Raw genomic sequence first — 26,947 nt, 5'->3', positions numbered from 1 at the left:
GAGGTGTCGTGTGAGGAGAGGTCGGGCGGGGTCGCCCGCGGATCAGCGCTTGAGGCTGCTCGGGCTCGTCAGGAACCCTATGCCCCACGACCAGTGCATCGTCGCGAGGACGACGGGCGTCGCGGCCCGGGTCGCCGCCGACTCGCCCCTGCTGATGGCGAGTCCGCCGGCCGTCACGCCCGCGGCGTACGCCGCCGGGACGATCCAGGCGGGCGGCCACACGAAACCGGCGATCGTGGCCACCGTCGTGACGCCGACCATCGTCGGCGGTGCGAGGTAGCGCGGGTTGATGGTCCCCTCGTGGTGCCTCGCGACGACCCGGCGCCACCGTCCGTAGTGGAAGTACTGCTTGGCGAGGGCCTGGACGGATGCGCGGGGGCGGTAGGTGACCTTGAGGTCGGGCGTGAACCACACCTTGCCGCCCGTCTCGCGGATGCGGTGGTTCATCTCCCAGTCCTGCGCGCGGGCGAAGTGCGGGTCGTAGCCGCCCACTCGCTCGAGCGCCGCGCGACGGAAGACACCGAGGTAGACGGTGTCGGCATCGCCGGGCTCGCCGCCGGTGTGGAAGCGGGCGCTCCCGACGCCGAGCGGGCTGCGCATCGCGGCGGCCACCGCGCGCTCGAAGGCCGACGTGCCCTGGGCGTCCATGATCCCGCCCACGTTGTCGGCGCCGACCCGGAGCAGCTCGGCAACCGCGACGCTGATGTAGTCGTCGGGGATCTCCGCGTGACCGTCGACGCGGACGATGACCGCGCCGGTGCTGGCGCCGATGGCGGCGTTGAGCCCGTCGGGCGTGCGCCCACTCGGGTTGGCCACGACGTGCACGCGGGCATCCGCGGCCGCGAGGTCGGCGGCGACCTCGTCGGTGCGGTCCGTCGAGGGCCCGAGCGCGAGGACGATCTCGAGCGGTCCGGAGTAGTCCTGCGCGAGGATCATCGCGACGGCGTCGCGAAGGTGCCTCGCCTCGTTGAGGATCGGCATGATGACGCTGACCGAGGGCTGGGGGTCAGGAGTCAGGTCCACAGGCGTCCTTCTCGTCGTCGGGTGTCATGGCGCGATGGCCCGGCCTCCCCGCGCGAGCGGCGCCCAGCCTACTTGAGGACGTGACGGGCCATGACCAGGCGCTGGACCTGGTTGGTGCCCTCGTAGATCTGGGTGATCTTCGCGTCACGCATCATCCGCTCGAGCGGGAAGTCGCTCGTGTAGCCCGCCCCGCCGAGCAGCTGCACGGCGTCGGTCGTGATCTTCATCGCGACGTCCGAGGCGTAGCACTTGGCGGCCGCACCGAAGAAGGTGAGGTCCTTGTCGCCGCGCTCGGACTTGGCGGCCGCGACGTAGACCATCTGGCGGGCGGCCTCGAGCTCCATCGCCATGTCGGCAAGCATGAACTGGATGCCCTGGAAGTCGGCGATGCGCGTGCCGAACTGCTTGCGGTCCTTGATGTAGGCCACCGCCTGGTCGAGAGCGCCCTGGGCGATGCCGACGGCCTGGGCGCCGATGGTGACGCGCGTGTGGTCGAGCGTGCGCAGGGCGATCTTGAGGCCGTCGCCGACCTCACCGACGACGCGGTCGCCGGGGATCCGGACGTTGTCGAAGATCAGCTCGCGCGTGGGGCTGCCCTTGATGCCGAGCTTGCGCTCCTTTGCGCCGAAGGTGAAGCCCGGGTCGGACTTCTCGACGACGAAGGCCGTGACGTTGCCGCCGCGAGGTCCGTCGGGGTCGGTGACGGCAAGCACCGTGTAGTACTCCGACACACCGGCGTTCGTGATCCACGACTTCTGGCCGCTCAGCACCCAGCCGTCGCCGTCCTGGCGGGCCCGGCACTTCATCGACGCGGTGTCGGAGCCGGCCTCGCGCTCGGACAGACCGTAGGAGAAGGTCGTCTCGCCCTTGGCGAGGGGCGGCAGGTAACGGGCCTTGACGTCGTCGTTGGCGGCGAGGATGAGCGGGAGCGAGCCCAGCTTGTTGACGGCCGGGATGAGGGACGCGGAGGCGTCGACCCGGGCGACCTCCTCGATGACGATGCACGTCGCGAGGGCGTCGGCACCGACGCCGTCGTACTCCTCGGGCACGTGCGGAGCGAAGAAGTCGGAGGCGACGAGGGCGTCGTGCGCCTCCTGGGGATAGCGCGCCTCCTCGTCGACGACGGCGGCGTACGGGGCGATCTTGTCCTCGGCGACCGCGCGGACGGCCTCCCTCAGGGCCTCGTGGTCCTCGCTGGTCCGGAACAGGTCGAAGTCGGCATTCGTGCTCACGAATCGTCATCCTACTCGCGAGTTCGGTTTAGTAGGACGTCCTAGTGATTCACGCCACGGCGCCGTCGACAGCATCAGAACGGTGGTGGGTCGCCGTCCGTCCCGAGCATGCTCGGCCGGCTCTTCGGATCCGGTGGGTCCGGTGGATCCGGTGGATCCAGCGGGGCGATGCCCGCGCGCCAGTTCTTGGGGTGGGTGGTGTAGGTGCGGCCGGTGAGGGTGGTCCAGGTGAGGCCGTCGTCGGGGGTCGGGGTGGAGGTCCAGATGCCGTCGGTCTTGAGGTTGTGGNCGCGCCAGTTCTTGGGGTGGGTGGTGTAGGTGCGGCCGGTGAGGGTGGTCCAGGTGAGGCCGTCGTCGGGGGTCGGGGTGGAGGTCCAGATGCCGTCGGTCTTGAGGTTGTGGTGGAGGCGGTGTTTGGCGTGGAGGTTGCCGACGCGGGTGGGTCCGGTGGGCCAGGGGGTCTCGTGGTCGAGGTCGCAGCGGGTGGCCGGGACGTGGCAGTCGGGTCCGCGGCAGACCCCGTCGACGGCYTGGACGTGCTCGACCATGGCGCGCGTCGGGCGGTAGCTGCGGGTCGGGCGGGWSAGGGCCCGGCCGGTGGGCAGGTCGACGGGCAGGGTGGCCCAGACGGATCCGGGGCGGGTCAGGGTGGCCCAGACGGATCCGGGGCGGGTGATGATCTCGCGGGCGTGGGTGGCGGTGACCCAGCCGTGGCCGGGGAGCTCGCAGGCGGTGTCGGCCTSSCCGGTGGCGACCTCGAACGGGACGACGATCCACGCCAGCGCCGCCGCCTCACCCGAGATGGTCCCGGGCATGGCTCCGGATGCCCTGCCGGACGCGGTTCCGGACGCGGTTCGGAACGCCTCCCGGGGCGCCACGTCGACGGCGGGTCCGGGCGCGGCAGGGAGTGCTGCCCCGGGGTGGCCGGGTCGGTGCAGCAGGGCGTCGGTGRCGAGGTCGGCGCGGAGCTGGTCGAGGCTGCGGGCATCGCCCGCGCCGCGCAGCCCCCGGGCGGTGGTGTCGAGGCGGTCCATGACCGCAGCGACGCTCGCGGCGTCGGTGGTCACGGTCAGCCAGCCCATCCCGTCGTCGGTGAGCCGGCCGAACACCCCGCGCCGGGCCCTGGCGTGCGCGTGCCGTTCCTGGGCGCCGCGGGCATCGACCGACGCGACCGCNCCCATCCCGTCGTCGGTGAGCCGGCCGAACACCCCGCGCCGGGCCCTGGCGTGCGCGTGCCGTTCCTGGGCGCCGCGGGCATCGACCGACGCGACCGCCCGTCGCAGGCGGGCGGTGAAGGTCCGTTGCGGGACTGGCTGCCCGTCCCGGGACGGGGCGAGCACCGCCTGCGCGACCGACGTGACGTCCGCGTCCGGGAGCTGGGCGGTGTCGGAGACGACCTGCAGCGCCCGGTGCAGCGACAGCCGACCGGCGCGCAGCGCACCGAGGACGACCCGGTGCCGGCGGGGTTCGGTGGCCAGCGCCAGCCGGCGGGCGACCTCCCCGGCGCCGACCCCGGTCGCGAGGGCGATCTCCTCGGTGACGACCCGCTCGGGCGAGACCCGCGCGGACACCCGGGCGACGGCCCCGACCGGGAGGGCGTCGACCTGTTGGGCCTCGATGCCGGCCAGCGCGCCGNTGACGACCCGCTCGGGCGAGACCCGCGCGGACACCCGGGCGACGGCCCCGACCGGGAGGGCGTCGACCTGTTGGGCCTCGATGCCGGCCAGCGCGCCGTACGCGGCGAGCAGGTCGGCCTCGAGGCGCGCCTTGGCGACCTCGAGCGCCTCGATCTCGGCCAGCACCCGCTCCCCGGCCCGCGCCAACCCCTCCAACGCCACCGCCGCAGCCGCACGCTCACCGGCCGCCACCCGGGCAGCATCACCGGTGCGCCCCGTCCCGCACGCCACCGCAGCACCGGGAACGCAGGTGAGTGCGGCATCCGCGCGCCAGCGCTCCAGCACCGGCTCCAGGGACCGGGACAATCGGCCACGGTCGCCCGTCCACGCGACCCGCAGAGTCGTCCACCGCCCACCCGCCGGCACACCGGAGGACTCCACCAGCGACGGCGTGTACGGCACGGTGAGCCTCCTCTCGGTGATCCTTCGATGCATCAAGCAGAACAGGTGTTCGAACGACTTTCAAGAGGTGCAGCGAATCTGTGGACAACGAATTCGGTTCGCCTGCAGAGCAATCCGACCCTCCGACCGAGAGGCCGATGGTCCGGGGTGTCCTCCGCGGCGTCCGCGCATAGGGTCTCTGCATGGCGCGCAGGAAGCTCACGGTGACCGGCACCCCGGTCGGGGACATCGAGATCGCGGTCGTCACGCCGGTCGGAACGCGCCGGGCCGACCCGCTCCCGCTGCTCGTCGCCCACGACGGGCCGGAGTACTCCCGCCGGGCCCATCTCCTCGCCGTCCTGCGGGCCGCGACGGAGGCCGGGCGCGTCCCGCCGAACCGCGTCGTCCTGCTCGAGCCGGGCCCGCGCAACGAGCGGTACGCCGCCAACCCGCTCTGGGCGGAGGCGCTCACCGAGCACGTGCTCCCGACGGTCGGGACGGCATACGCCATCGACGGGAGGCCGAGCCTCATGGGAGCGAGCCTGGGAGCGCTCGCCTCGCTCCAGGCGGAGTGGTTGCACCCGGGGACGTTCGGAGGACTCTTCCTGCAGTCGGGGTCCTTCTTCCGCAAGCGCGTCGACGACGAGGAGGAGTTCGAGTTCTGGGACCGCGTCACGACCTTCGTGACCAACGTCAGGCGGGTCCGGCGGCGACGCACCGACGCGCACATCGTCATGACGTGCGGCACCGCGGAGGGCAACCTGACGAACAACCGCCAGATGGCGCAGACCCGCGCCGCGAGCGGCCACGACGTGTCGTTCACCGAGCTGCCGGGCCGCCACGACTGGCGCTCGTGGGAGGCGGCCTTCGACCCCTACCTGCTCGACCTGCTCGCCCTTCCGGACACCCGCTGACCGGCGACAGATGCCGCGGTTCCTGCAAGGATCGCAGTCGATGACCCGACCCCCGACGGTAGGAGCAGCACGATGACCGACACCGCACAGCAGGACCAGTCCGCCGCATCGAGCACCTCGTCGACGAGGACGCATCTCGTGGGTCTCCTGCTCGGCGCCGAGGAGGACTGGCCCACCGCCTTCGAGGCGTTGCTCGCGCTCGTCGGACCCATCACGACCGACGACGGCGTCACCCACGAGCTGACGAGCGAGCGCCTCACCATCGAGCCGTTCGACCTGCGCCAGCCGGTGCGCACCGAGCTCGTCATCGACCGCCTCGCCTACTGGTACTACCACCCGCGCGAGTGGCTCAAGAAGGCCGCGCTGATGGACGACACCTACCTGCTCAACAGCCCCTTCACCTTCCAGTCCATGGAGAAGCACAGCGCCTACGTCGCCCTGATGCGCCTCGGGCTCAAGGTCCCCGAGACGTGGCTCGTGCCCTACAAGCACCCCGTCGACAACGTCCGCTGGGCCTACACCTCCGCGAAGTACAACCGCCCGTTCGACCTCAAGGCGATCGCCAACCAGCTCGGCTACCCGATGTACATGAAGCCCTTCGACGGCGGCGGCTGGCGCGGTGTCTCCCGGATCAACGACGAGACGGACCTCGTGAAGGCCTACGACGAGTCCGGCGAGATGCTCATGCACCTGCAGTCGACGATCGAGTACGACCACTTCGCCCGGGCCTTGTCGATCGGTCCCGAGACGATGGTCATGGACTTCCGGCCCGAGCAGCCGATGCACAACCGGTATGCCGTGAGCTACGACTTCCTGTCACCGTCGGCCGGCAAGCAGACCGCGGCCATCAGCCGCATCGTCAACGCGATGTTCGGCTGGGAGTTCAACTCGTGCGAGATGCTCGTCAAGGGTGACGACGTCTATCCGATCGACTACGCCAACGCCTGCCCCGACGTCGCCGTCACATCGCTGCACTACTACTTCCCGTGGGCCATCAAGGCGCTCGTGCGGTGGTCGACCTTCTGCGTCATCACCGGTCGCCGCGGCCCGATGGACCTCGAGATGCGCCGCTACTTCGACGTCGCCGACCGCGACGACCTCACGGACGCGGAGAAGCTCGACGAGTTCCTCGCGATCGCCGACGAGTACTTCGACACGGCCGCCTACTGGTCGTGGTGCGAGCGGTACCTGCCGCACCTCGACGCGGCCGTGCTCGAGTGGGTGCAGTCCGACGTCTTCGCCAACCTGCTCCGGTCGACGGTCGTCACGACCTACCCGGCGCACGAGCGCGACCGGTTCATGGCCCACTTCGGCGGCCTCATCGGCCTGTGGGTCGCGGACGAGAAGGCGCGGCTCGGGCTCTCCTAGCCGAGCGAGCCACCGATGCCCGCGACGAGGTTGATCGTCGCGGCGATGACGATGGTGCCGTAGAGGTAGGCGAGCAGCGTGTGCCCGAGCACGACCCGGCGCACGTCCGAGCTCTTGAGGTCGGTGTCCGACACCTGGTAGGCCATGCCGAGGTTGAAGGAGAAGTAGGCGAAGTCCGAGAACGTCGGGTCCTCGTCCTGGTTGAAGTCGATGGGTGGGCGCGGGCTCGCGTAGTAGACGCGGGCGTAGCGCAGCACGTAGACGGTGTGGACGCAGAGCCAGCCGACCGCGACCGCGCCGACCCCGACGACCGCGTCGACGACCTCGGCGCCGCCCAGGGCGCGCCCCCCGACGAGGAGGATCGTCACGCCGGCGAGGCTGGCCAGCCCGACGAAGATGACGACGACGTCGTACCAGGCGGCGTCGCCGTCGCGACCCTGCACCTTCTCCCGTGTCGCGGGAGCGTCGTGGCCGAGGATGTGGATGAGCAGCGGCGCGGCGAAGGCGAGCCCGGCGACGACGAAGCCGGAGAGCCCGTGGACGAGGAACCCGTGCGCGGGCCCCAGCGGCACGAGGAACCCCGCGAGCACCCCGACGAGGACGGCGAGCGCGAGACGACGTCGGATGGTGGGCACCTTCGGAGGCTACCGCCGGGCGGGGCCTCGAGGCTGGACGCCGGCTGGTGGTGCGCTGGTGGTCGGCTGGGTGCCCGGTCGGGGTATGTCTACGGCTGGCCCCGCTCGACGGCCGCCCCCCTCACGCCCCGAGCCCTAGGATCCCCACCATGTCCGACACGCCCAGCGCTCGTCGCAGCCTCACCGTCGTCTACAACCCGGTCAAGGTCGACGACCTCGTCGCCACCCAGGAGCTCGTGGCCAAGGCCGCGGCCCGGCACGGCTGGGAGGACCCCTCGTGGATCGAGACGACCGAGCAGGAGACCGGCGAGAAGCAGGGCCGCGAGGCGGTGCGCGCCGGCTCCGACGTCGTCGCCTCGCTCGGCGGTGACGGCACCGTCCGCGCGGTCGCCTCGGCGCTCGTCGGCACCGACGTCGCGCTCGGTCTGCTCCCCGGCGGCACGGGCAACCTCCTCGCCCGCAACCTCGGCCTGCCCGTCGACTCCCTCGAGGACGCCGTCGAGGCGATGCTCGGTGGCACCGACCGCCGGATCGACGTGGGCCTCATGCGTGTCGCCGACGCGGCGATCGAGCCGCGGGAGAGCCACGGCACGCACGACGGCGGGTCGAAGGTCGACGACGACGAGGAGGTCTTCCTCGTCATGGCCGGCCTCGGCCTCGACGGCCAGGTCATGGCCGGCACCAACGAGAAGGTCAAGGCCGCCGTCGGCTGGGTCGCCTACGTCTTCAGCGCGCTGCGCCAGGTCTTCAGCCGCGGCTTCCGCGTCGAGGTCGCCTCGAGGGGCGGCTCCGGCGTGACGGGCGAGAGCGGCGACCACGAGCGCGACCACGACGAGCACAGCGGGTCGGTGAGCCGGCACGCGTGCACCGTCGTCATCGGCAACTGCGGCACCCTCCAGGGCGGCATCGAGCTGATGCCCGAGGCGAAGATCGACGACGGCATCCTCGACGCCGTCGTCGTCGCGCCCAAGGGCGCCCTCGGCTGGATCTCCGTCATCTCCGACGTCGTGACCCGGCACCGCGCCGGTCACGGCCGGCTCGACCGCTTCCGCGGCCGCGAGTTCACCGTGACCGCGGGCCGACCCGTCGAGGCGGAGATCGACGGCGACCCGATCGGCGAGCACGTCTCGCTCGGCATCCGCATCCTCCCCGACTCCCTGGTGGTCCGGGTTGGCTGAGCGACGTCCTGACGGCCGGCGACCCGCGGGTCGCGGCCGCCGCCTGCTCAAGGCCGTCGGGTTCGGGCTCGCCTTCGCGGTCCCCGTCACGGCCCTCGCGTTCGTCGTGCGCGAGAAGTTCCTCCCCGTCATCGAGCTCGACGAGCGGCTCATCGTCGCGGCGACCGACATCACCCGCGACAACCCGTGGCTCAAGACCGTCCTGCTCGTGTGGCAGGAGGCCACCCAGCCGAAGTGGGTCTACATCGTCGCGTCGGCCGTGTGTCTCGTCGTGTGGCGCCGCCACCGTGAGCTCGCGACCCGGTGCCTCTGGGCCTTCCTCACGATGATGGTCGCGTGGAACCTCCAGCTCGTCCTCAAGGAGGTCGTCCGGCGGGCCCGCCCCGTCGTCAGCGACCCCGTCTCGCACGCCCCCGGCTACAGCTTCCCCTCGGGCCACGTCGCCAACGCCGCGGCCATCGCGACGGTGATGACGTTGCTGCTCTGGCCGTTGCTGTCGCCGGTCGCCCGCCGCTGGCTCGTGGCCGGCCTGACGGCATACGTCGTCCTGACGGCCCTCGACCGCGTCTTCCTCGGCGTGCACTACCCCTCAGACGTCCTGGCCGGGATCCTCTTCGGCATCGGCCTGGGCACGGCGTCCTACGTCGGCTACCTCGGGTGGAACCCCCAGAGTCCGGACGAGTCCCCTCCGCCGGAGGGGGACGTCGGGCCCGAGTCATCGAAAGGCAGCACGTGAACCACACCTTCATCCACCGTTACGAGATCGACTCGTCGCGACCGACCGTGGGGTCGGCGCTCCGTGACATCGCGCTGCGGGTCCTCGCCCCCGCCGTGGTGCTCTTCGGTCTCATCGTCGGGCTCGGCTTCCTCATCGTCGGCCCCCTCAAGGACCTCCCGTGGGAGAACGACCTGAGCAAGTCCGTCGCCGCAGGCCGCACCGCGACGATGAACTCGATCACGGCGGTCTGGTCGCACATCGGCAACACCGAGATCGTCATCGGCGTCTGCGTCGTCATCGTGGCCCTCGTGTGGTGGCGCACCAAGCAGTGGTGGTATGCCGTCATCCCCGCCATCGCGATCGCCGCTCAGGCGAGCGTCTTCGTCGCCGCGACGACCCTCACCGACCGCAAGCGCCCGACGGTCGAGCACCTCGACCCGGCGCCCCCGACGTCGAGCTACCCCAGCGGGCACATGGGCGCCTCGACCGCGCTCTACCTGACCTTCGCGCTCATGGCCCAGCGCATCGAGACGGTGTGGCTGCGCCGCGTCGTGACCGTGGTCTGCGCGATCGTGCCGCTCCTCGTCGGCTACGCCCGGCTCTACCGCGGCATGCACCACCTCGTCGACATCCTCGTCGGGATGGTCAACGGAATCGTGTGCGCGCTGCTCGCGTGGAACTACCTGCGCCGTCGGACGACCGGTGACCGCGCGACCTCCGCCGTGCGCGAGGCCGTCTCTCGCTGACGCGACCTCGACCCGCGAACGGCGATGGCCGGGAACCCGAATCGGGCTCCCGGCCATCGCCGTTCGCGTTCCCGCGGCGCTCTAGCTCGGGGACACCTGCGACCGGTGCAGCCGCCACCCGAGGATGAGGATCAGGCCGCGGCGGGGCGTCGTCTGCGGGTCGACGACGGGTCGCTGGGCGCGCCGGGTCCGGCGACCGAGGTCGGCGGTGCGCTGGCGGGCGATGGCCTCGTTCAGGTACGTGTTCATGGTGTCCTCCTGCACTCGTGATGCGTGAACACACAGAGCAGCAGGAGGCGCCCGTGATGCACCCGCCACGGAAACGGCCCCGAGTGCCCGGAAATGTCCGGGCGCTCGGGGCCGTCTCGACAGGGCGCGTCAGGCGCCGTGGCTCACACGTCGGCGTGCCGGGCACGTCCGAAGCAGTAGACCCCGAAGGCGATGAGACCGAGCGCGACGAGGGCGAGCAGCACCGGGCCGCCCGGGGCTCCGAGCAGGTTGCGCAGCGCACCGTCGAGGCCGCGGGCCTCGCTGGGCTTGTGCCGCACGGCGGCGAGGACGAAGAGGCCTCCGACGATGGCCAGGGCGATGCCCTTGGCGATGTAGCCGACGCGTCCGGCCTTGACGATCCACTCGCCCGGGTGGGACTCGAGGTCCTGGAGGAACTTCTTCTTCCACCCCTTGACGACGTGGTAGACGCCGACGCCGATGACGGCGAGGCCGAGAAGGGCGACGAGCCACTGGCCGGCCGGCTGCTTCATGAGCGTCGCGGTGAAGTCGGTCGTCTGGCTCTTGCTCGACGAGCCGCTGCCGCTCGCGAACCGGAACGCGGTCCACGCCAGTGCGAGGTAGACGACGGCCTTGCCGGCCGCCTTGAGGCGGTCGCTCGTCTCCCAGCCTCCCGAGATGGCCTCCGTGATTTGCCAGAGCGCGAGGCCGAGCCACGCGATGACGGCGACCCAGAGCAGGAAGAGACCGAACCCGTTGTCGGCCATCGAGCCCAGGGCGCCGGACTGGTCGGCGCTCGTGCCCTTCGAGCCGAAGGCCAGTCGCAGGGCGATCGCGCCGATGATGATGTGGAGCACGCCGTTGACGGCGTAGCCGATGCGCGCTGCCGTCTCGAGCGCCGGGTGGTCACCCGCGCGCGCTGAGGCGGCCTTGACGTCTGTGGAGTCCATGCACGTGATCCTGTCGGTAGAGGGGTCCCCGATGGGCCACTGGGGAACATACCCACGTCGGGCAGGGAATTGGCACGTCGGACGCGGCCTTCTCGGGCGGAGGCGTCAGACGAGGCGCAGGTGTCGACGGCGGCCGCGGTGGCGCGCCGTGCGCCGGCTCCCGGTGGGGCTGGTCACCGGCTCCGGCTCGGGTTCCGGGTGCCGGAGCCGGGCGAGCTCGGCCCGGCGTTCGAGGTCGGCCTCGCGCTGGGCGAGGAGGGCGCTGACGATGTGCGGAGAGAGCATGGTGGGGATCCTTCGAGGTCGCTGTCGTGCTGACCTCTCCACCGTCGGTCTGAGGCCCGCCCCGCCACATCGGAAGGATGGCGTATGCCGTCCCTCCGGGTGCCTCAGATCCGTGGCGGTCCCGCTCGAACCCCGCTCAGGTGAGGTCGAGCACGCGGCGGATCTCGGGCCACGCGCGCTCGCCGAGCTCGCGGTCGGCCGCCTCGGTGCCGCCCCGGGCCATCCGCTGGCCGCCGCCGGGAACGGGCTCACCCGGCAGCACGACGCGGTGCCCGGCCCGGGGGTGGGTCACGAGCGTCGTGGGCAGGTCGAGGGCGCGTCGCCGGGCCTGCACGGCCTCGGCGTAGGTCACCGACGGCCAGACCTGGTCGTCACCGCCGGCCACGAGCAGCACGTCGCCGAAGAAGCGCTCGACGGGGATGGTCGCGGCCGCGACCCGGTCGGCGGCGGCGCGGAGGCTCTGGGCGTAGACGGGGGTGAAGGCCGGAGGGTCGCCGACGGGCTCGGCCGTGTCGTCGTAGGGCACGAACGGGAGCGGCTCACCGGCCCGCGACCACGACGAGTGCTGCGGGCGCAGCTCGCCGTCCGGTCCGGCGCCGACGTTGGCCCACACGACGTGGCTCGGCGCGAGCGCGACGACGGCGTCGACGGCCGGGTCGTCGGCGGCATACGCGAGGAAGGCCTCGGCCGTCTTCGAGACGCCCATGAGCACGACGCGGTCACAGCGCTCGCCGAGCAAGGCGACGGCCGGCGCGAAGGCCTCGAGGGGGTACTCCCAGATGCCGGCGGGCTGCCCCTCGCCGCCGAACCAGCGGTAGGTCAGGGCGGCGGTGACGCCGGCGCCGGCGAGCAGCCGCGCCCGGTCGCGCTCGACGCGGCCGCTCGATCCCGACAGCACGAGCACCCCCGTGCCGTTGCCACCGTCGGCAGGGGCGACGAGGACGCCGTCGTGGTCGTAGGGGTGTGCGCGCAGGGTCACGGGTCAGCCGCCGAGGCGCTCGAAGGCCGTGACGGTGAGGACGGCAGCGCCGGCCTCGTCGCTCGACGCGAGGTCGACGAAGGCCGTGATGCCCCAGTCCTGGTCGTCGTCGGGGTCGACGACGACCTGGCGCAGCCGCCACTCGGTGGGCGTGCACTCGACCTGGAGCAGCGCCGGTGAGCGGGCCCCCTGGTCGGTCGCGATGGCGTCGTGGTCGTCGTAGTAGGCGCCGAGCGCGTCGTTCCACGCCTGCGCGTCCATGACGACCTTCTGCGGTGGGTCGGTGAGCTCGGCGACGCGGGCCTCGAGGTCGCCGAGCGCCTCCCACTCGTCGCGGGACGCGAGCTCGACCCGGTGGAACATCGCGTTGCGGATCATCACGGTGAACGCCCGCTCGTTCCCGGTGATCGGCCGCGCCGGCGGGGCGATGTCGGTCTGGGCGAGCACGGCGTCGCTCGGGTTGACGAGGTCCTCCCACTCGTCGAGCAGGCTGGAGTCGGTCTGGCGCACGAGCTCGCCGAGCCACTCGATGACGTCCTCGAGCTCCTCGGTGCGGTTGCCCTCGGGGATGGTGTGGCGCAGGGTGCGGTAGGCGTCGGTGAGGTAGCGCAGGACGAGCCCCTCGGACCGGGACAGGCCGTAGTAGGAGACGAACTCGTTGAACGTCATGCCGCGCTCGTACATCTCGCGGACGACGGACTTCGGCGAGAGGGCGTCCTGCGAGATCCACGGGTGGCTCTGCCGGTAGGCCGTGAGGGTCACCTCGAGCAGCTCGGCGAGCGGCTTGGGCCAGGAGACCTCCTCGAGGCGCTCCATCCGCTCCTCGTACTCGACGCCGTCGAGCTTCATCGCCGCGACGGCCTCGCCGCGCGCCTTGAACTCCTGCGCCCACAGCACCTGCCGCGGGTCCTCGAGGATCGCCTCGATGACCGAGACGAGGTCCTTGGCGTAGGTGTCGCTCTCGGGGTCGAGGGTGTCCATGACGGCGAGCGCGAAGGGGGCGAGCGGCTGGTTGAGGGCGAAGTCGCGCTGGAGGTCGATCGTCAGGGCGTGCCGACGGCCGGAGTCCTCGGCCGACGCCAGTCGCTCGACGACACCGGACGTGATGAGCTCCTTGGCGAGCACGAGCGCGTGCCGCTGGAGACGCCGCTGGTCCTTGGCCTCGTGGTGGTTGTCGGAGAGCAGACGCGCGGCGTGGGCGACCGGGTTGCCTTCTCGCGCCAGGATGTTGACGAGCATCGAGTGCGAGACCTTCATCCGCGGCTGCAGCTGCTCGGGCTCGGCGACGATGAGCCGCTCGAACGTCTCCTCCGACCAGTTGACGAAGCCGTCGGGCGCCTTCTTGCGCTGGATCTTCTTCTGCTTCTTGGGGTCGTCGCCGGCCTTCTCGACGGCGCGGAGGTTCTCGACGACGTGGTCGGGGGCCTGGGCGACGACCCAGCCGCGCGCGTCGAAGCCGGCCCGGCCGGCCCGGCCGACGATCTGGTGGAACTCACGCGCCTTGAGCAGGCGCTGCTTCGTGCCGTCGAACTTCGTCAGCCCGGTGAGCAGCACGGTGCGGATCGGCACGTTGATGCCGACGCCGAGCGTGTCGGTGCCACAGATGACCTTGAGGAGGCCGTCCTGCGCGAGCTGCTCTACGAGGCGGCGGTACTTCGGCAGCATGCCCGCGTGGTGCACTCCGATGCCGTGCCGGACGAGGCGGGAGAGAGTGCGTCCGAAGCCCGCCCCGAACCGGAAGCCACCGATGCGCGCGGCGATCGCCTCGCGCTCCTCGCGCGTCGTGATCTTGACGGCCATGAGGCTCTGGGCGCGCTCGAGCGCGGCCGCCTGCGTGAAGTGGACGACGTAGACGGGCGCGCGGTCCTTCTCGAGGAGCTCCTCGATGGTCTCGTGGAGGGGGGTGACGGCATACGAGAACTCGAGGGGGACGGGACGCTCGGTGCCGCTGATGACGGCCGTGGAGCGGCCGGTGCGCCGGGTCAGGTCGTCCCTGAACATCGTGACGTCGCCGAGCGTCGCCGACATGAGGACGAACTGTGCCTGAGGCAGCTCGATGATCGGCACCTGCCACGCCCACCCGCGGTCGGGCTCGGAGTAGAAGTGGAACTCGTCCATGACGACCAGACCGACGTCAGCCGAGCTGCCCTCTCGCAGAGCGAGGTTCGCGAGGATCTCGGCGGTGCAGCAGATGATCGGGGCGTCGGCGTTGACCGACGCGTCGCCGGTGATCATGCCGACGTTGTCGGCGCCGAACTGCTCGCAGAGGGCGAAGAACTTCTCGGAGACGAGCGCCTTGATGGGTGCCGTGTAGAAGGAGACGCGGTCGTCCGCGAGGGCGGTGAGGTGGGCGGCCGTCGCGACGAGCGACTTACCCGAGCCGGTCGGCGTCGCCAGGATGAGGTTGCTGCCGCTGAGGATCTCGAGGAACGCCTCCTCCTGGTGCGGGTAGAGGGTCAGGCCACGCTCGGTCGTCCACTCGGTGAAGACCTCGTAGAGGCCGTCGGGATCGGGGTCCCGCGGGATGCGCTCGCTGAGGTTCTTCGTCACCACGTGAGTATGCCGCCGGGCCGGGACGTGTGCCGAATCGTCGGTATGCACCGGGCCGGTGGTGTCAGAGTAGGACTCGTGCAGATGGACGCCAGCGCAGTCGTCGAGCCCTTCATGAACGGGATGCGCCTGCTCGCGACCGGGGTTCCCGGCGGCTACCAGAAGGTCGGACGCGGTGTCGTCCTCAACGTCATCGGCCTGCCCTCGGCCTCGACGAACACCATTCACGTGCGGAGCCCGGACGCCGAGCGCGACGACGCGGAGGCGTATGCCGACGAGCTCGCCGGCGCGGACCTTCCCTTCGTCGTCCGTGAGCGTCCGGGTGCGCCGTCCTGGGTGGGAGACCTCGCCGCCCAGCGTGGTCTGAGCCGGCGAGCGGACTTCCCGATCATGGTGATGGACGAGCCCACGATCCTGACCCTGACGGCTGGGCCTCGGGAGGACGTCGACGCCATCGTGGAGCTGGACGGCGACGCCCTCGACCTGCTGCCTCGGGTGGCCGAGGCGTTCGCCCTGGGGAACGAGCTGCCGCGAGGACTCTACGACCCCCTCGTGGGCCGCCCCATGGTCGACAGCCGGGCTCGGCGGTCTATGCGACCTTGGCCGGTGGGGCCGTCACCTCGGTCGGCATCCGGCTGCAGGTGCCCGGAGCCGTGGGGGTCTTCGGGATCGCGACGCCTCCCGAGCATCGCCGTCGCGGCCTCGGGAGAGCCGTCACCGCACGAATCCTGGCCGACGGGGTTCGAGAGGGTGCCAGCCTGGCGTTCCTCGGTGCGTCGCCGATGGGCTTCGGCATCTACCAGCGGCTCGGCTTTCGTGTGGCGGAGCGGTGGGCTTCCATCTCCCCGGCTGACGTCCGGTTGGTCAGGTATCGCGGTCCGAGCGAACTGAGCGGGCGAGGGCAGCGGCTTCGCCACGGTTGCTCACGCCGAGCTTGGCGATCACGTTGCCGACGTGCACGCTGGCGGTCTTCTCGGTGATGAACAGGGCGGAGGCGATGGCTCGGTTCGTCGCTCCGCGAGCGACGTGGTCGAGCACCTCGCGCTCGCGCGGCGTCAGCCGGTCGAGGGTTCCGGGTTTGTCGACGTCGACCGGGAGCGGCACGCGAAACCGTCTGGCAGCCAGGGCGAGTAGCCCGCGGCCACGGAAACGGCCGGTAGTGAGAGGGCGGTGGCCGAGACGACGGCGACGAGTCGATGGCGAGCGGACATGTCGTGTTGCTGGACCAGATGCGGCGGACCTTCCGCCGACCACTCCACGATCGGCGGGGGCGCACCCACCCACATCGGCACTTCTCCCAGACCTCGCACCGGTGATGCCTACGTCTCGTGCCGCACCTCTCAGCGGTCCGACCGCCCTGCTCGGTCGGGGACGAGCAGGAGGACGACGGCGCCGATGAGTGCACCGAGCACCGTCTCGAAGAGGCGGTCGCGCAGCAGCGGCCCCGCCGGGGCGGTGTGGACGAGCTGGCCCATCATCAGGGCGAGCGGGGTGATGAAGAGGAGCGCCACGGCGTAGTTGCGCCCGACGACGAGCTCGGTGAGCACCTGCAGCACGACGATGACGAGCACCGCCCAGACCCCCTGCGGTCCCCACGCGAGGATCGGCGCCGCGACCGCGAGACCGAGCACGGTGCCGACGACGCGGTGCACGCCGCGGGTGAGGCGGGACGTGAGGTCCGGACCCGAGAGGACGGTCACGGCAGCGACCATGGCCCAGTAGGGGTGCTGCCAGCCGAGTGCGGTCGCGACCGCCCCGGCGACGAGGAGCGCGACGACGTGCCGGACGAGGTGGGCGCGGGCTCCGGGTGCCTCGAGCGCGTCCCGGAAGCGCGGTGCGGGCAGCTGCGGCCGGTGCCAGCGGTCGCGGTGCCCGAGGGCCCCGACGTGGGCGATGACAAGCGACACGAGCACGCTCGCCGCGGCGACGCCGGCCGCGACCGGGACGGTCGTCGGGACGGCCGGCACCATGGCGCAGACAGCGAAGGCGAAGACGAGGAAGAGCGGCCCCGGTGGGTGCCACCGGTAGGCGTCCGAGGTGAGCGAACCGGCAGCTGCGAGGAGCGCGCCGAGGACCACGACGAGCCAGCGCGAGGCTGGTGCGAGCGACACGACGACGCCGAGCGTGACTGCGAGAGTGAGGAACCCGCCGGCCACGACCTGCATCCCGGCACGTTCAGGGCGGGCGTGGTTGCGTCCGTAGAGCGAGGTGAAGGCACCGAAGGCGGCATACGGCGTCCACTCGACGCGACCCACCAGCACGAGCACGAGCAGCGGCACGAGGACCGACAGCCCGGCGCGGAGCGCGACCCGGTGGGCGCCGCCGTGCGGTCCCCACTGCAGCAGTCCCTGCCAGGGCGGTCGGGGTGGGGGCTGGTTCATCGGACTCCACTCTAGGACTCGCCCGGATCCGGGTAGGACTACCCATCGACGCGGCCCACCCGGAGGGCGCAGAATCGCGCTGACCGGGCACGCAGCCCGGTCTCTCCAGGGGAAACAGGGGAACACCACATGAAGAAGCCAGCAGTCGCCGCTGCCCTCGCGGCAGCGGTCGCCCTCACCGGAGCGCTCGCGAGCGCGCCCGCGCAGGCCGTCACGACGGGCGCGAGCGCCCGCAACGTCATCGCCAAGGACTTCCCGGACCCGGGCTTCGCGAAGTTCACGACGCGCGCCCAGGGCACGAAGTACTACCTCTACGCGACGGGCGGCGGCTTCCGGGTCGCTCGCTCGGCCTCGCCCGGCTCGGGCTTCGCGGTCGTGGGCAACTCGATGAACGCCCGTCCGGCCTGGACCTTCGAGGCGACCGACAGCTCGCCTGCGCAGCTGTGGGCCCCGCACGTCTTCCAGACCGCGACGGCGCCCGGCTCCGAGCGCTTCACGATGTACTTCGCCGCCCGCCGCGAGGCCCCCGGCACGGCGAACCACAACAAGCACTGCATCGGCGCGGCCCGCTCGTCGTCGCCCACGGGCCCGTTCAGCCCGGTCTCGACGCCCCTCATCTGCCCGCCCGCCGGCTACTCCGAGGCCATCGACCCGGTCGAGTACCGCACCCGCTACGGCAACCGCTACCTCGTCTACAAGATCGGCAACTACAGCCCGCGCCGCTTCCAGATCATGGCCGTGCGCGTCGACAACTCGGCCGGCACGACGCTGGCCGGCTCGCCGAAGGTCGTCCTCAGCGCGAGCCGCATCGGCTCGGCCGTCGCGGAGGCGCCCGACGTCTACCGCGACTCCGCCGGCAAGGTGCACCTCTTCGTGTCGCGCAACGGCTACAAGGACTGCACCTACGCCACGCAGGTCTGGTCGGGCAACGACCTCTTCGCCCTCGGCAACCCGCGCTGGGTCGGCGGCATGGGCATCTCGACGACCGACCGCTTCTGCGGTCCCGGCGGCGCCGAGGTGATCAACGACGGTGGTGTGCTCCGCGTCGCCTTCCACGTGCGCAAGAGCTACGACCCGCTCGTCCGGCCGGCGTGGACCGGGGTCCTCAAGTGGAGCGGCGGCAACCCGTACCTCTCCTGACGCGACGGACAGAGTTCACCACGCCCATTTGGTCGCCGGCGTGTCTAAGGTGGGTTTCGACCCCGTGTCTTGTGGGAATGAAGAGATTCGAGAGGTCGTGACACTCCGGCCGGCGTGCCCGCACGCCGCGAAAGGTGGCGTTCGATGGAGGCGAAGAAGACGTTCCTGTCTTGGCCGGTGATCCGGCAGGCGCGGTCCGGGGACTTTCTCGGACGCGGTCCGGCGGTGACGTCCGAGCGCACCCGCGGTCTGCAGCCCCGCACCTCGACGGCCGACCGCGTCGTGCAGAGCGTCTGCCCGTACTGCGCTGTGGGCTGCGGCCAGAAGGTGTATGTCAAGGACGAAAAGGTCGTGCAGATCGAGGGCGACCCGGACTCGCCGGTGTCGCGGGGCCGCTTGTGCCCCAAGGGTTCCGCGAGCGAACAGCTTGTCAACAACCCCGGGCGGGTGCGCCACGTGCTCTACCGGCGGCCGGGTGGCACCGACTGGGAGCCCATGTCGCGCACCACAGCCGTCGAGATGATCGCGCAGCGCTTCGTCGAGAGCCGCCGCTCCGGCTGGCAGGACACCGACGAACACGGCCGTCCGCTCCGGCGGACCATGGGCATCGCCTCGCTCGGTGGCGCGACGCTCGACAACGAGGAGAACTACCTCATCAAGAAGCTGTTCACCGCAGCGGGCGCCATCCAGATCGAGAACCAAGCGCGTATTTGACACTCTTCCACGGTCCCCAGTCTGGGGTCCTCGTTCGGACGCGGCGGCGCCACGCAGTACGTGCAGGACCTGTCCAACTCGGACTGCATCGTCATCCAGGGCTCGAACATGGCTGAGTGCCATCCGGTCGCTTACCAGTGGGTGACCGAGGCGCGCCTCAAGGGGGCGAAGGTCATTCACGTCGACCCGCGCTTCACACGTACGTCGGCGACGTCCGACAAGCACATCCCGATCCGCGCGAGCAGCGACGTCGTGCTGCTCGGTGCGCTCATCAACCACATCCTCGCCAAGGAGCTGTACTTCGAGGAGTACGTCGTCGCGTACACCAACGCCGCCACGCTCATCAGTGATGAGTTCCAGGACACCGAGGAGCTCGACGGCCTCTTCTCCGGCTACGACGACGAGAAGGGGGCGTACGCGCCGGACACCTGGGCCTACGCGACCGCGGACGAGGGCGGCGACGACCCGTCGCCGGGCACCATCGGTGGGCCTGCGGCTGGCCACGAGAGCGGTGGGGGCCACGAGCACGGGCACAGCAAATCCGAGCGCGCGGCCGGTGACGAGCACGGTTCCGGCGGGCCCGCCCTCGAGCACGCCAGGGTGCTGCGCGACGAGACCCTTCAGGACCCGAGGTGCGTCTTCCAGATCCTCAAGCGGCACTACGCGCGCTACACCCCCGAGATGGTCGCCGAGACGTGCGGCATCAGCGTCGACGACTTCCACTACCTGGCGAAGGCGGTCACCGAGAACAGCGGCCGAGAGCGCACCACCGCGTTCGTCTACGCCGTCGGCTGGACCCAGCACACGCTGGGCGCGCAGTTCATCCGTACGGCCGCGATCATCCAGCTGCTCCTCGGGAACATGGGACGCCCGGGCGGCGGGGTCATGGCGCTGCGCGGCCACGCGAGCATCCAGGGATCGACCGACATCCCGACGCTGTACAACATCCTGCCGGGCTACCTCGCGATGCCGGTCGCGGGCCTGCACGACACGTGGGACGACTACATCGGGGCGATCGGCAGCAAGGAGCAGAAGGGCTTCTGGGCGAACGCCGACACGTATGCCGTGAGCCTGATGAAAGCCTGGTGGGGAGACGCGTCCACGGCCGAGAACGACTGGGCCTTCGACTACCTTCCGCGTCTCTCCGGCGCGCACGGCACGTACCAGACGACGATGGCGATGCTCGAGGACCAGGTCGAGGGCTACTTCCTCCTCGGCCAGAACCCGGCTGTCGGGTCCGCGCACGGACGCATGCAGCGCCAGGCGATGTCGCACCTCAAGTGGCTCGTCGTGCGCGACTTCGCGATGATCGAGTCGGCGACCTTCTGGAAGGACGGCCCCGAGATCGCCACGGGCGAGCTGCGGCCCGAGGACGTCCAGACCGAGGTGTTCTTCCTGCCTGCGGCGGCCCACACGGAGAAGTCGGGCTCGTTCACCCAGACCCAGCGGATGCTGCAGTGGCACCACAAGGCGGTTGCCCCGCCCGGCGACGCCCAGAGCGAGCTCGAGTTCTTCTACGAGCTGGGCCGGCGCGTCCGCGAGCTCCTCGCCGACTCGACCGACCCGCGAGACCGGCCGCTCCTCGACCTCACGTGGGACTACCCCCTCGGCACCGACGGCGAGATCGACGCCGAGGCCGTGCTCGCCGAGGTCAACGGTCGGCACCGAACGGGGGAGAAGGCCGGCCAGCCACTGTCGTCGTACACCGAGATGAAGGCCGACGGCTCGACAGAGGGCGGCTGCTGGATCTACACCGGGGTGTATGCCGACGGCAAGAACCAGGCAGCCAACCGGCGTCCGGGCCGCGAGCAGGACCTCACCGCGCTCGACTGGGGCTGGGCCTGGCCCGCCAACCGGCGCATCCTCTACAACCGTGCCTCGGCCGACCCCGACGGCAACCCGTGGAGCGAGCGCAAGAAGTACGTCTGGTGGGACGTAGACGAGCAGAAATGGACCGGACACGACGTGCCCGACTTCCCGCCGACGAAGGCGCCGAGCTTCCGCCCGGAGCCCGGCACCGGCGGCCCCGACGGCTTGGCCGGCGACGACCCGTTCATCATGCAGGCGGACGGCAAGGGCTGGCTCTACACGCCCAAGGGCATGCTCGACGGGCCGCTGCCGACGCACTACGAGCCGCAGGAGTCCCCTGTCCAGAACCCGCTCTATACGCAGCAGTCCAATCCCGCTCGCAAGGTCTTCCCACGCAAGGACAATCTGTGGAGCCCGTCCGGCGATCAGCCGGGTGCCGACGTCTACCCGTACGTCTTCACCACCTACCGGCTGACCGAGCACCACACGGCGGGCGGGATGAGCCGCTTCCTGCCCTACCTGTCGGAGCTGCAGCCGGAGTTCTTCTGCGAGGTCTCGCCTGAGCTCGCCGAGGAACGTGGTCTCGAGCCCGGCGGCTGGGCCACGATCGTCTCGGCCCGCGCGGCCGTGGAGGCGCGTGTGCTCGTCACCGAACGGATGAGACCGCTCATCATCCGCGGCCGCACCGTCCACCAGGTCGGCCTGCCCTACCACTGGGGCGTCGGCAGCGCCGCCGTCGTCAGCGGTGACGCCGCCAACGACCTGCTCGGTGTCGCCCTCGACCCGAATGTGCAGATCCAAGAGAGCAAAGCCGGCTCGTGCGACATCGTGCCGGGGCGCCGACCGACCGGTGAGGCCCTGCTGCGCTACATCGCGGAGTACCAGTCCCGTGCCGGCTCGACGGTCATGACGAGCAACGAGCTGCGCACCGGTCATCCCCGGTCCGTCCCTGATCCGGCCCCCGACCCGGCTCCCGACCAGAAGGAGGGCTGAGGCGTGGCGTTCTGGCGCAACCAGCTGTCCGGCCCCACCGATCCGGCGAGCGACGCGGCGTGGGCACGGGTGGAGCCCCGCAAGGGCTTCTTCACCGACACCTCGATCTGCATCGGGTGCAAGGCCTGCGAGGTGGCCTGCAAGGAGTGGAACGGCATCCCGGAGGACGGCCTGGACCTGCTCAACCAGTCCTACGACAACACCGGTGCCCTCGGCGCCAGCACGTGGCGCCACGTCGCCTTCGTGGAGCAGGACAGCCACCGCATCGAGCAGGCGCGCGAGTCGGGGCGTCGTCTCGTCCAGCTCGGCATGCCGACCGTCCGCGACGGTTCGGCGACGGGGACGGCCACGGCGACGGCCACGGCCGAAGCGCCCGGTGACGTCCGGTCCGGCGCGGCCGCCGCGCCCGGACCCACCGACACCGCTGTACCGGACCTGCGCTGGCTCATGGCATCTGACGTGTGCAAGCACTGCACGCACGCCGCGTGCCTCGACGTGTGTCCGACGGGGTCGCTCTTCCGTACCGAGTTCGGCACCGTCGTCGTGCAGGACGACGTGTGCAACGGGTGCGGCTACTGCGTCGCCGCCTGCCCCTTCGGGGTCATCGAGCGGCGGCGCGGCGACGAGGGCCACGAAGGCGGACGCGAGTCGCACGGCATCAGCATCAACTCCGGGGGCGCCGACCCCACCCAGAACGGCGAGGTCAAGAACGTCGGCATCGCCCAGAAGTGCACGCTCTGCTACGACCGCCTCGGTGAGGGGCAGACGCCCGCGTGCGCCCAGGCCTGCCCGACGACGTCGATCAAGTTCGGTGACCTGGCCGACATGCGGGCCACCGCCCAGGCCCGCGTCGCGGAGCTGCACGAGCTCGGCTACACCGAGGCCCGGCTCTACGGCACGGACGAGAACGACGGCGTCGGGGGCACGGGGTCGGTCTTCCTCCTGCTCGACGAGCCGGAGGTCTACGGCCTCCCGCCGGACCCGCGCGTCACCACGGCCGACCTGCCCGACATGTTCCGCAAGGCCGGCCTCGCGGGGCTCGCCATGCTGGGCATGGCCGCCGCCGCCTTCGTCGGGAGGAAGCGATGACGACCAACCCGTTCGACGCCGACCGCCCGCCGGAGCGCGAGCGGCGCCGAGGCGACGCGAGCCACGGGAACGCGCGCGACGCCGCCAAGCAGGCGGGGAGCAACGGTGGGCGGCGTCGCCGGGACGAGTCGCTGATGGTGCCCGACGTCACGTTCGACAGCTACTACGGCCGGCACATCGTCAAGCCCGCGCCGTGGGAGAAGGAGGTCGCGGCGTACCTCTTCCTCGGTGGCATCGCAGGGGGGTCGGGGCTGCTGGCAGCCGGGGGCAAGGCACTCGGCTACCCGGCGCTGCGGCGGGCAGGGCGGGTGGCTGCGGTCGGTGCTGCGGCCCTCGGTGGCGCGGCCCTCGCCAAGGACCTCGGCAAGCCGAGCCGCGCCCTCAACATGATGCGCACCGTCAAGCTCACCTCGCCGATGTCGGTCGGGTCGTGGATCCTCACCGCATTCGGAGGGTTCTCCGGACTCGCCCTCGCGTCGGAGCTGGGGCAGGCGCTTCTCGACCGTCGTTCCAGCACGGGCCGGCCCGGCACGGCGCTGGCTCGGGTCGCCCGGGCGCTCGAGATCGCCGACGGGCCGGCGACGGTGGGCTCGGCCCTCTTCGCGCCCCCGCTCGCGGCATACACCGCCGTGCTGCTCGCCGACACCGCCACACCGACCTGGCACGAGTCCTACCGTGAGCTGCCCTTCGTCTTCGTCAGCTCTGCGAACGCGGCCGCGTCGGGGCTCGCCCTGCTCACCGTCCCGGTCGGGCAGAACGGACCTGCGCGCCGGCTCGCTGCCATAAGCGCTCTCGTGGAGACCGTGGCGTTCGAGCGGATGCAGGACAAGCTCGGTCCGACGCTCTCCGAGCCGTTGCGCACCGGCAAGGCCGCCCGCCTGCTCAGGGCGAGCAAGGTGCTCACGATCGTGGGGGCGGCGGGGGCCGTGACCGTCGGGCGCACCCGCGTCGGCGCCGCCCTGAGCGGCCTGGCCCTCATGGCCGGCTCCGCGTGCACGCGATTCGGCGTCTTCGAGGCGGGTATGGCGTCTGCAATCGACCCGAAGTACACCGTCGAGCCACAGCGCGAGCGCCTCGAGGCGCGCCGGGCGAAAGGCATCGTCGACGACTCCATCACCACGGCGCACTGAGGCGCCATCCCCGACGACGCAACGACGCGCCGCCGGTCGACCGGAAGGGGAAGTGCCGTGAGCAGGACCGACACAGGGCCGGAGATCGCCGGCCGAGGCGCGAACCGGTGGGTGATCCTCGTGTGCGCCGTCCTCGTGCAGCTGTCCATCGGCTCCGTCTACGCGTGGAGCGTCTTCGCCAAGGCGCTGCAGAGCGACGCGGCGTTCGGGTGGTCGAAGTCCAAGGCTGCCGTCCCGTTCAGCGTTGTCATCGGGATGATCTTCATCGGCAGCTACGTCGGCGGTCGTCTCCAGGACGCGCGCGGCCCCCGCCTCGTGGCCATGACGGGCGGTGTCATCTACGCCGTCGGGGTCATCCTCGCCTCGTTCGCCCAGTCGCCCGACGCCTTCTGGCTGCTCGTACTCGGCTACGGCGTCCTCGGAGGCTTCGGGCTCGGCATGGTCTACATCGTCCCGATCGCGATGCTGCAGAAGTGGTTCCCCGACAAGCCGGGACTCATCACGGGTCTCGCCGTCGCCGGCTTCGGCTTCGGCGCCGTCGTCACCGCGCCCGTGGGTCAGGCGCTCATCGACCAGTCCCCGAGCGTGCCCACCAAGGCGTTCCTCTGGCTCGGCATCGGTTACCTCGTCATCCTGCTCGTCTGCACGTCCGTCTTCCGCAACCCTGCGGTCGTGCCGGATGGGACCACAGGGGCGGCCACGGCCGCCCGGAAGGTCGACAGCGGCTCGGCGGTGTCGCGTGACTTCACGCAGAGCGAGGCCTTGCACACGAAGCAGTGGTACCTGCTCACCGCGATCCTCACGATGAGCGTCACGGCGGGGATCTCGCTCATCGCCGTCGCCGCCGGCACGGCCAGTGACGTCGCCGGCTACACCGCCACCGCCGCGGCTGCTCTCGTCGGCGTGCTCGGCCTCTTCAACGGCGCGGGCCGGATCTTCTGGGGCTGGCTGTCCGACCTCGTCGGCAAGATGCCGGCCTTCCTCGGCATCCTCGGCGTCCAGGGCGTGTGCCTGCTGCTCATCCCCCACGCCGCCAACAAGGCCCTCTTCGGCGTGCTCGCCGCGCTCGTCTACCTCTGCTACGGCGGCGCTTTCGGCACCATGCCGTCGACCGCCGGCGCGTTCTTCGGCGTGCGGAACGTCGGCGCGATCTACGGCCTGATGCTCATCGGGTGGAGCATCGGTGGGGTCGTCGGCCCGCTGCTCATCGCCTCCCTCATCGGCAGCGAGAAGGCGTACAACGTCGGCTTCACGGTCATCGGCATCATCACCCTCGTCGCGCTGGTGCTCCCGCTCATCACGAAGAAGCCGAGGCGCGACGCAGTCGGCGCGGCCGGCAACCGTGACACCCGCAGCAGCCGGGGCACCACGGGCACCGCGGACACGGCGGACACCGCTCCGCGCTGAGGTCGGCTCACTCTCGAACGTCGGCGGGGCCGGCCGCGAGCGGCAGGCCGGAGGCGAGCCACGCCTCCACCCCGCCGACGACGTCGGTCGACCGAGCGAGACCGATGCGGCGCAGCGACTCTGCCGCGAAGGAGCTGCTGTAGCCCTGGCGGCAGATGACGACGACCCGGAGGTCGGGACCGCACGCCTCGGGCACCCGTGACGGGCTCGTGGGGTCGAGTCGCCACTCGAGGACGGTGCGGTCGATGACCAGTGCGCCCGGCAGGTCCCCCTGCCGGGCGCGCTGGGCTGCCGTGCGCGTGTCGACGAGCAGGGCGCCCGTGCGCATCTCGGCCCACGCCTGCTCGGGCGACAACCGCTCCACCCCCTCGCGGGCCTGGGCGAGGGCCTCGTCGACGCGGGTCATCGCACGGTGAGCACGTGGTCGCCGCGCGGCACGAGCTCGCCGACCACACGGCCCCCGGGCACCTCGCCTGCGACGAGGAGGCCGCCACTGGTCTGGGCATCGGCGAGCAGCACGAGCTCGTCGTCATCCACGCACGCGTGGAGGTGCGGCCGCACCCAGTCGAGGTTGCGACGGCTGCCACCGGGGACGAAACCTGCGTCAAGACTCTCTCGGGCCCCGTCGAGGTAGGGAACCGAGGCGGCATCCACGACTGCCGACACCCCCGAGGCACGGGCCATCTTGTAGAGGTGGCCGAGCAGACCGAACCCCGTCACGTCGGTGGCTGCGCGGATGCCGGCAGCGACCGCGGCGGCGCTCGCGACGTCGTTGAGCGTCACCATCGACTCGACGGCGTGCGCGAAGACCTCACCCGTGGCCTTGTGGCGGTTGTTGAGGACGCCCACCCCGAGGGGCTTCGTCAGACTGAGCGGCAGTCCCGCGACGGCGGCATCGTTGCGCAGCAGGCGGTCCGGGTCGGCGATGCCGGTGACGGCCATGCCGTACTTGGGCTCAGGGTCGTCGATGCTGTGCCCACCGGCGACCGGGCACCCGGCGAGGCGTCCGACCTCGAGCCCACCCCGAAGGACCTCCGCGGCGAGCTCGAGCGGCAGGACGTCGCGCGGCCACCCGAGCAGGTTGACGGCCAGCACCGGGCGGCCACCCATGGCGTACACGTCGGACAGCGCGTTCGCAGCGGCAATGCGCCCCCAGTCGTAGGGGTCGTCGACGACGGGGGTGAAGAAGTCGGCCGTCGCCAGGACGGCGAGCCCACCGTCGATGCGCACCGCCGCTGCGTCGTCGCCGGAGTCGAGGCCCACGAGCAGGTCGGGGTGGCTCGTCCCGGTCAGGCCGCGCACCATCTCCTCGAGCTCGCCCGGGGGGATCTTGCAGGCGCAGCCGCCACCGTGCGCGAACTGGGTCAGCCTCACCGCTGTCACGTGCTCCACGTCAGCGCTCATACCCACACCGTAGGTCG

Annotated in this window: 23 protein-coding genes; 11 read left to right on the top strand and 12 right to left on the bottom strand. The window is 71.3% G+C overall.

Annotated features, from left to right (window positions below; translation table 11 throughout):
• Nucleotides 1-42 precede the first annotated feature (42 nt).
• A complete protein-coding gene (locus tag ASH01_RS11205) occupies nucleotides 43-1,023 on the bottom strand; it encodes a glycosyltransferase family 2 protein (RefSeq protein WP_082619771.1) in 981 nt (326 codons plus the stop codon).
• Nucleotides 1,024-1,091: 68 nt separating this feature from the next.
• Nucleotides 1,092-2,255 (bottom strand): acyl-CoA dehydrogenase family protein, encoded by a 1,164-nt coding sequence (locus ASH01_RS11200; RefSeq protein WP_056775716.1) that lies wholly within the window; start codon nucleotides 2,253-2,255, stop codon nucleotides 1,092-1,094.
• A 2,260-nt stretch (nucleotides 2,256-4,515) separates the two neighbouring features.
• Between ASH01_RS11200 and ASH01_RS11190 the strand changes: the two genes are divergently transcribed.
• A complete protein-coding gene (locus ASH01_RS11190; RefSeq protein ID WP_082619752.1) occupies nucleotides 4,516-5,226 on the top strand; it encodes an alpha/beta hydrolase in 711 nt (236 codons plus the stop codon).
• Nucleotides 5,227-5,298: 72 nt separating this feature from the next.
• Nucleotides 5,299-6,594 carry an ATP-grasp domain-containing protein gene (locus ASH01_RS11185; protein ID WP_056775712.1) on the top strand — a complete coding sequence of 432 codons (1,296 nt, stop codon included), beginning with the start codon at nucleotides 5,299-5,301 and terminating at the stop codon, nucleotides 6,592-6,594.
• Here ASH01_RS11185 and ASH01_RS11180 read toward each other — a convergent pair.
• Nucleotides 6,591-7,229, bottom strand: coding sequence for a DUF1345 domain-containing protein (locus ASH01_RS11180; RefSeq protein ID WP_056775710.1), 639 nt, complete (start codon nucleotides 7,227-7,229; stop codon nucleotides 6,591-6,593). The genes ASH01_RS11185 and ASH01_RS11180 overlap by 4 nt on opposite strands.
• Before the next feature lie 149 nt (nucleotides 7,230-7,378).
• On the opposite strand from ASH01_RS11180, the gene ASH01_RS11175 reads away from it, so the two are divergent.
• The 3 genes from ASH01_RS11175 to ASH01_RS11165 are packed head-to-tail and all read left to right on the top strand — an operon-like array spanning nucleotide 7,379 to nucleotide 9,871.
• A complete protein-coding gene (locus ASH01_RS11175; protein WP_056775708.1) occupies nucleotides 7,379-8,407 on the top strand; it encodes a diacylglycerol/lipid kinase family protein in 1,029 nt (342 codons plus the stop codon).
• On the top strand, nucleotides 8,400-9,143 hold the full coding sequence (locus ASH01_RS11170; RefSeq protein ID WP_056775706.1) for a phosphatase PAP2 family protein: 744 nt from the start codon (nucleotides 8,400-8,402) through the stop codon (nucleotides 9,141-9,143). Before ASH01_RS11175 ends, ASH01_RS11170 begins: the two co-directional genes overlap by 8 nt.
• Complete coding sequence (locus ASH01_RS11165; protein WP_056775704.1) at nucleotides 9,140-9,871, top strand: phosphatase PAP2 family protein; 732 nt, start codon at nucleotides 9,140-9,142, stop codon at nucleotides 9,869-9,871. Before ASH01_RS11170 ends, ASH01_RS11165 begins: the two co-directional genes overlap by 4 nt.
• Before the next feature lie 81 nt (nucleotides 9,872-9,952).
• Here ASH01_RS11165 and ASH01_RS23000 read toward each other — a convergent pair whose 3' ends face one another.
• From ASH01_RS23000 to ASH01_RS11145, 5 genes are all read right to left on the bottom strand, one after another.
• Nucleotides 9,953-10,120 (bottom strand): hypothetical protein, encoded by a 168-nt coding sequence (locus ASH01_RS23000; protein ID WP_156415547.1) that lies wholly within the window; start codon nucleotides 10,118-10,120, stop codon nucleotides 9,953-9,955.
• A gap of 143 nt (nucleotides 10,121-10,263) precedes the next feature.
• The gene (locus ASH01_RS11160; RefSeq protein ID WP_056775702.1) at nucleotides 10,264-11,049 is read right to left on the bottom strand and encodes a DUF1206 domain-containing protein; all 786 of its coding nucleotides are present in this window, start codon (nucleotides 11,047-11,049) and stop codon (nucleotides 10,264-10,266) included.
• A 105-nt stretch (nucleotides 11,050-11,154) separates the two neighbouring features.
• Nucleotides 11,155-11,334: a hypothetical protein gene (locus tag ASH01_RS11155; protein ID WP_056775701.1), complete on the bottom strand. Its 180-nt coding sequence runs from the start codon at nucleotides 11,332-11,334 to the stop codon at nucleotides 11,155-11,157.
• A 136-nt stretch (nucleotides 11,335-11,470) separates the two neighbouring features.
• On the bottom strand, nucleotides 11,471-12,313 hold the full coding sequence (locus ASH01_RS11150) for an acyl-CoA thioester hydrolase/BAAT C-terminal domain-containing protein (protein ID WP_056775699.1): 843 nt from the start codon (nucleotides 12,311-12,313) through the stop codon (nucleotides 11,471-11,473).
• Between the two features lie 3 nt (nucleotides 12,314-12,316).
• Nucleotides 12,317-14,866 (bottom strand): DEAD/DEAH box helicase, encoded by a 2,550-nt coding sequence (locus tag ASH01_RS11145; RefSeq protein WP_082619712.1) that lies wholly within the window; start codon nucleotides 14,864-14,866, stop codon nucleotides 12,317-12,319.
• Nucleotides 14,867-15,504: 638 nt separating this feature from the next.
• On the opposite strand from ASH01_RS11145, the gene ASH01_RS24015 reads away from it, so the two are divergent.
• Nucleotides 15,505-15,843, top strand: coding sequence for a GNAT family N-acetyltransferase (locus ASH01_RS24015; protein ID WP_443081156.1), 339 nt, complete (start codon nucleotides 15,505-15,507; stop codon nucleotides 15,841-15,843).
• On the opposite strand, the gene ASH01_RS23650 is transcribed toward ASH01_RS24015, so the two are convergent.
• Both ASH01_RS23650 and ASH01_RS11130 read right to left on the bottom strand, forming a co-directional pair.
• Nucleotides 15,728-15,967, bottom strand: coding sequence for a helix-turn-helix domain-containing protein (locus tag ASH01_RS23650; protein WP_056775695.1), 240 nt, complete (start codon nucleotides 15,965-15,967; stop codon nucleotides 15,728-15,730). The genes ASH01_RS24015 and ASH01_RS23650 overlap by 116 nt on opposite strands.
• Before the next feature lie 236 nt (nucleotides 15,968-16,203).
• Nucleotides 16,204-17,244 (bottom strand): FUSC family protein, encoded by a 1,041-nt coding sequence (locus ASH01_RS11130; RefSeq protein WP_056775694.1) that lies wholly within the window; start codon nucleotides 17,242-17,244, stop codon nucleotides 16,204-16,206.
• A gap of 129 nt (nucleotides 17,245-17,373) precedes the next feature.
• Here ASH01_RS11130 and ASH01_RS11125 point away from each other — a divergent pair, with 129 nt between their 5' ends.
• The 5 genes from ASH01_RS11125 (at nucleotide 17,374) to ASH01_RS11100 (ending at nucleotide 25,526) form a co-directional block, all read left to right on the top strand.
• The gene (locus ASH01_RS11125) at nucleotides 17,374-18,384 is read left to right on the top strand and encodes a glycoside hydrolase family 43 protein (protein WP_056775692.1); all 1,011 of its coding nucleotides are present in this window, start codon (nucleotides 17,374-17,376) and stop codon (nucleotides 18,382-18,384) included.
• A 144-nt stretch (nucleotides 18,385-18,528) separates the two neighbouring features.
• The gene (gene fdh / locus ASH01_RS11115) at nucleotides 18,529-21,900 is read left to right on the top strand and encodes a formate dehydrogenase (protein ID WP_082619708.1); all 3,372 of its coding nucleotides are present in this window, start codon (nucleotides 18,529-18,531) and stop codon (nucleotides 21,898-21,900) included.
• Between the two features lie 3 nt (nucleotides 21,901-21,903).
• Nucleotides 21,904-22,989: a 4Fe-4S dicluster domain-containing protein gene (locus ASH01_RS11110; protein ID WP_056775689.1), complete on the top strand. Its 1,086-nt coding sequence runs from the start codon at nucleotides 21,904-21,906 to the stop codon at nucleotides 22,987-22,989.
• The gene (nrfD, locus tag ASH01_RS11105) at nucleotides 22,986-24,119 is read left to right on the top strand and encodes an NrfD/PsrC family molybdoenzyme membrane anchor subunit (protein WP_056775687.1); all 1,134 of its coding nucleotides are present in this window, start codon (nucleotides 22,986-22,988) and stop codon (nucleotides 24,117-24,119) included. The genes ASH01_RS11110 and nrfD overlap by 4 nt, the downstream gene beginning before the upstream one ends.
• A gap of 57 nt (nucleotides 24,120-24,176) precedes the next feature.
• Nucleotides 24,177-25,526: an L-lactate MFS transporter gene (locus ASH01_RS11100; protein ID WP_056775685.1), complete on the top strand. Its 1,350-nt coding sequence runs from the start codon at nucleotides 24,177-24,179 to the stop codon at nucleotides 25,524-25,526.
• A 7-nt stretch (nucleotides 25,527-25,533) separates the two neighbouring features.
• Here the strand turns inward: ASH01_RS11100 and ASH01_RS11095 are convergent, their stop codons facing one another.
• Together ASH01_RS11095 and selD are read right to left on the bottom strand one after the other, a co-directional pair.
• Nucleotides 25,534-25,932, bottom strand: coding sequence for a rhodanese-like domain-containing protein (locus tag ASH01_RS11095; RefSeq protein WP_056775683.1), 399 nt, complete (start codon nucleotides 25,930-25,932; stop codon nucleotides 25,534-25,536).
• Nucleotides 25,929-26,930: a selenide, water dikinase SelD gene (gene selD / locus ASH01_RS11090; protein WP_056775681.1), complete on the bottom strand. Its 1,002-nt coding sequence runs from the start codon at nucleotides 26,928-26,930 to the stop codon at nucleotides 25,929-25,931. Before selD ends, ASH01_RS11095 begins: the two co-directional genes overlap by 4 nt.
• Nucleotides 26,931-26,947: the final 17 nt, after the last annotated feature.

The organism is Terrabacter sp. Soil811, from assembly GCF_001429655.1.
GTDB lineage: Bacteria > Actinomycetota > Actinomycetes > Actinomycetales > Dermatophilaceae > Terrabacter.
Note: the sequence above shows the minus strand (reverse complement) of the source record. Positions and strands in the feature narration are given on the sequence as shown.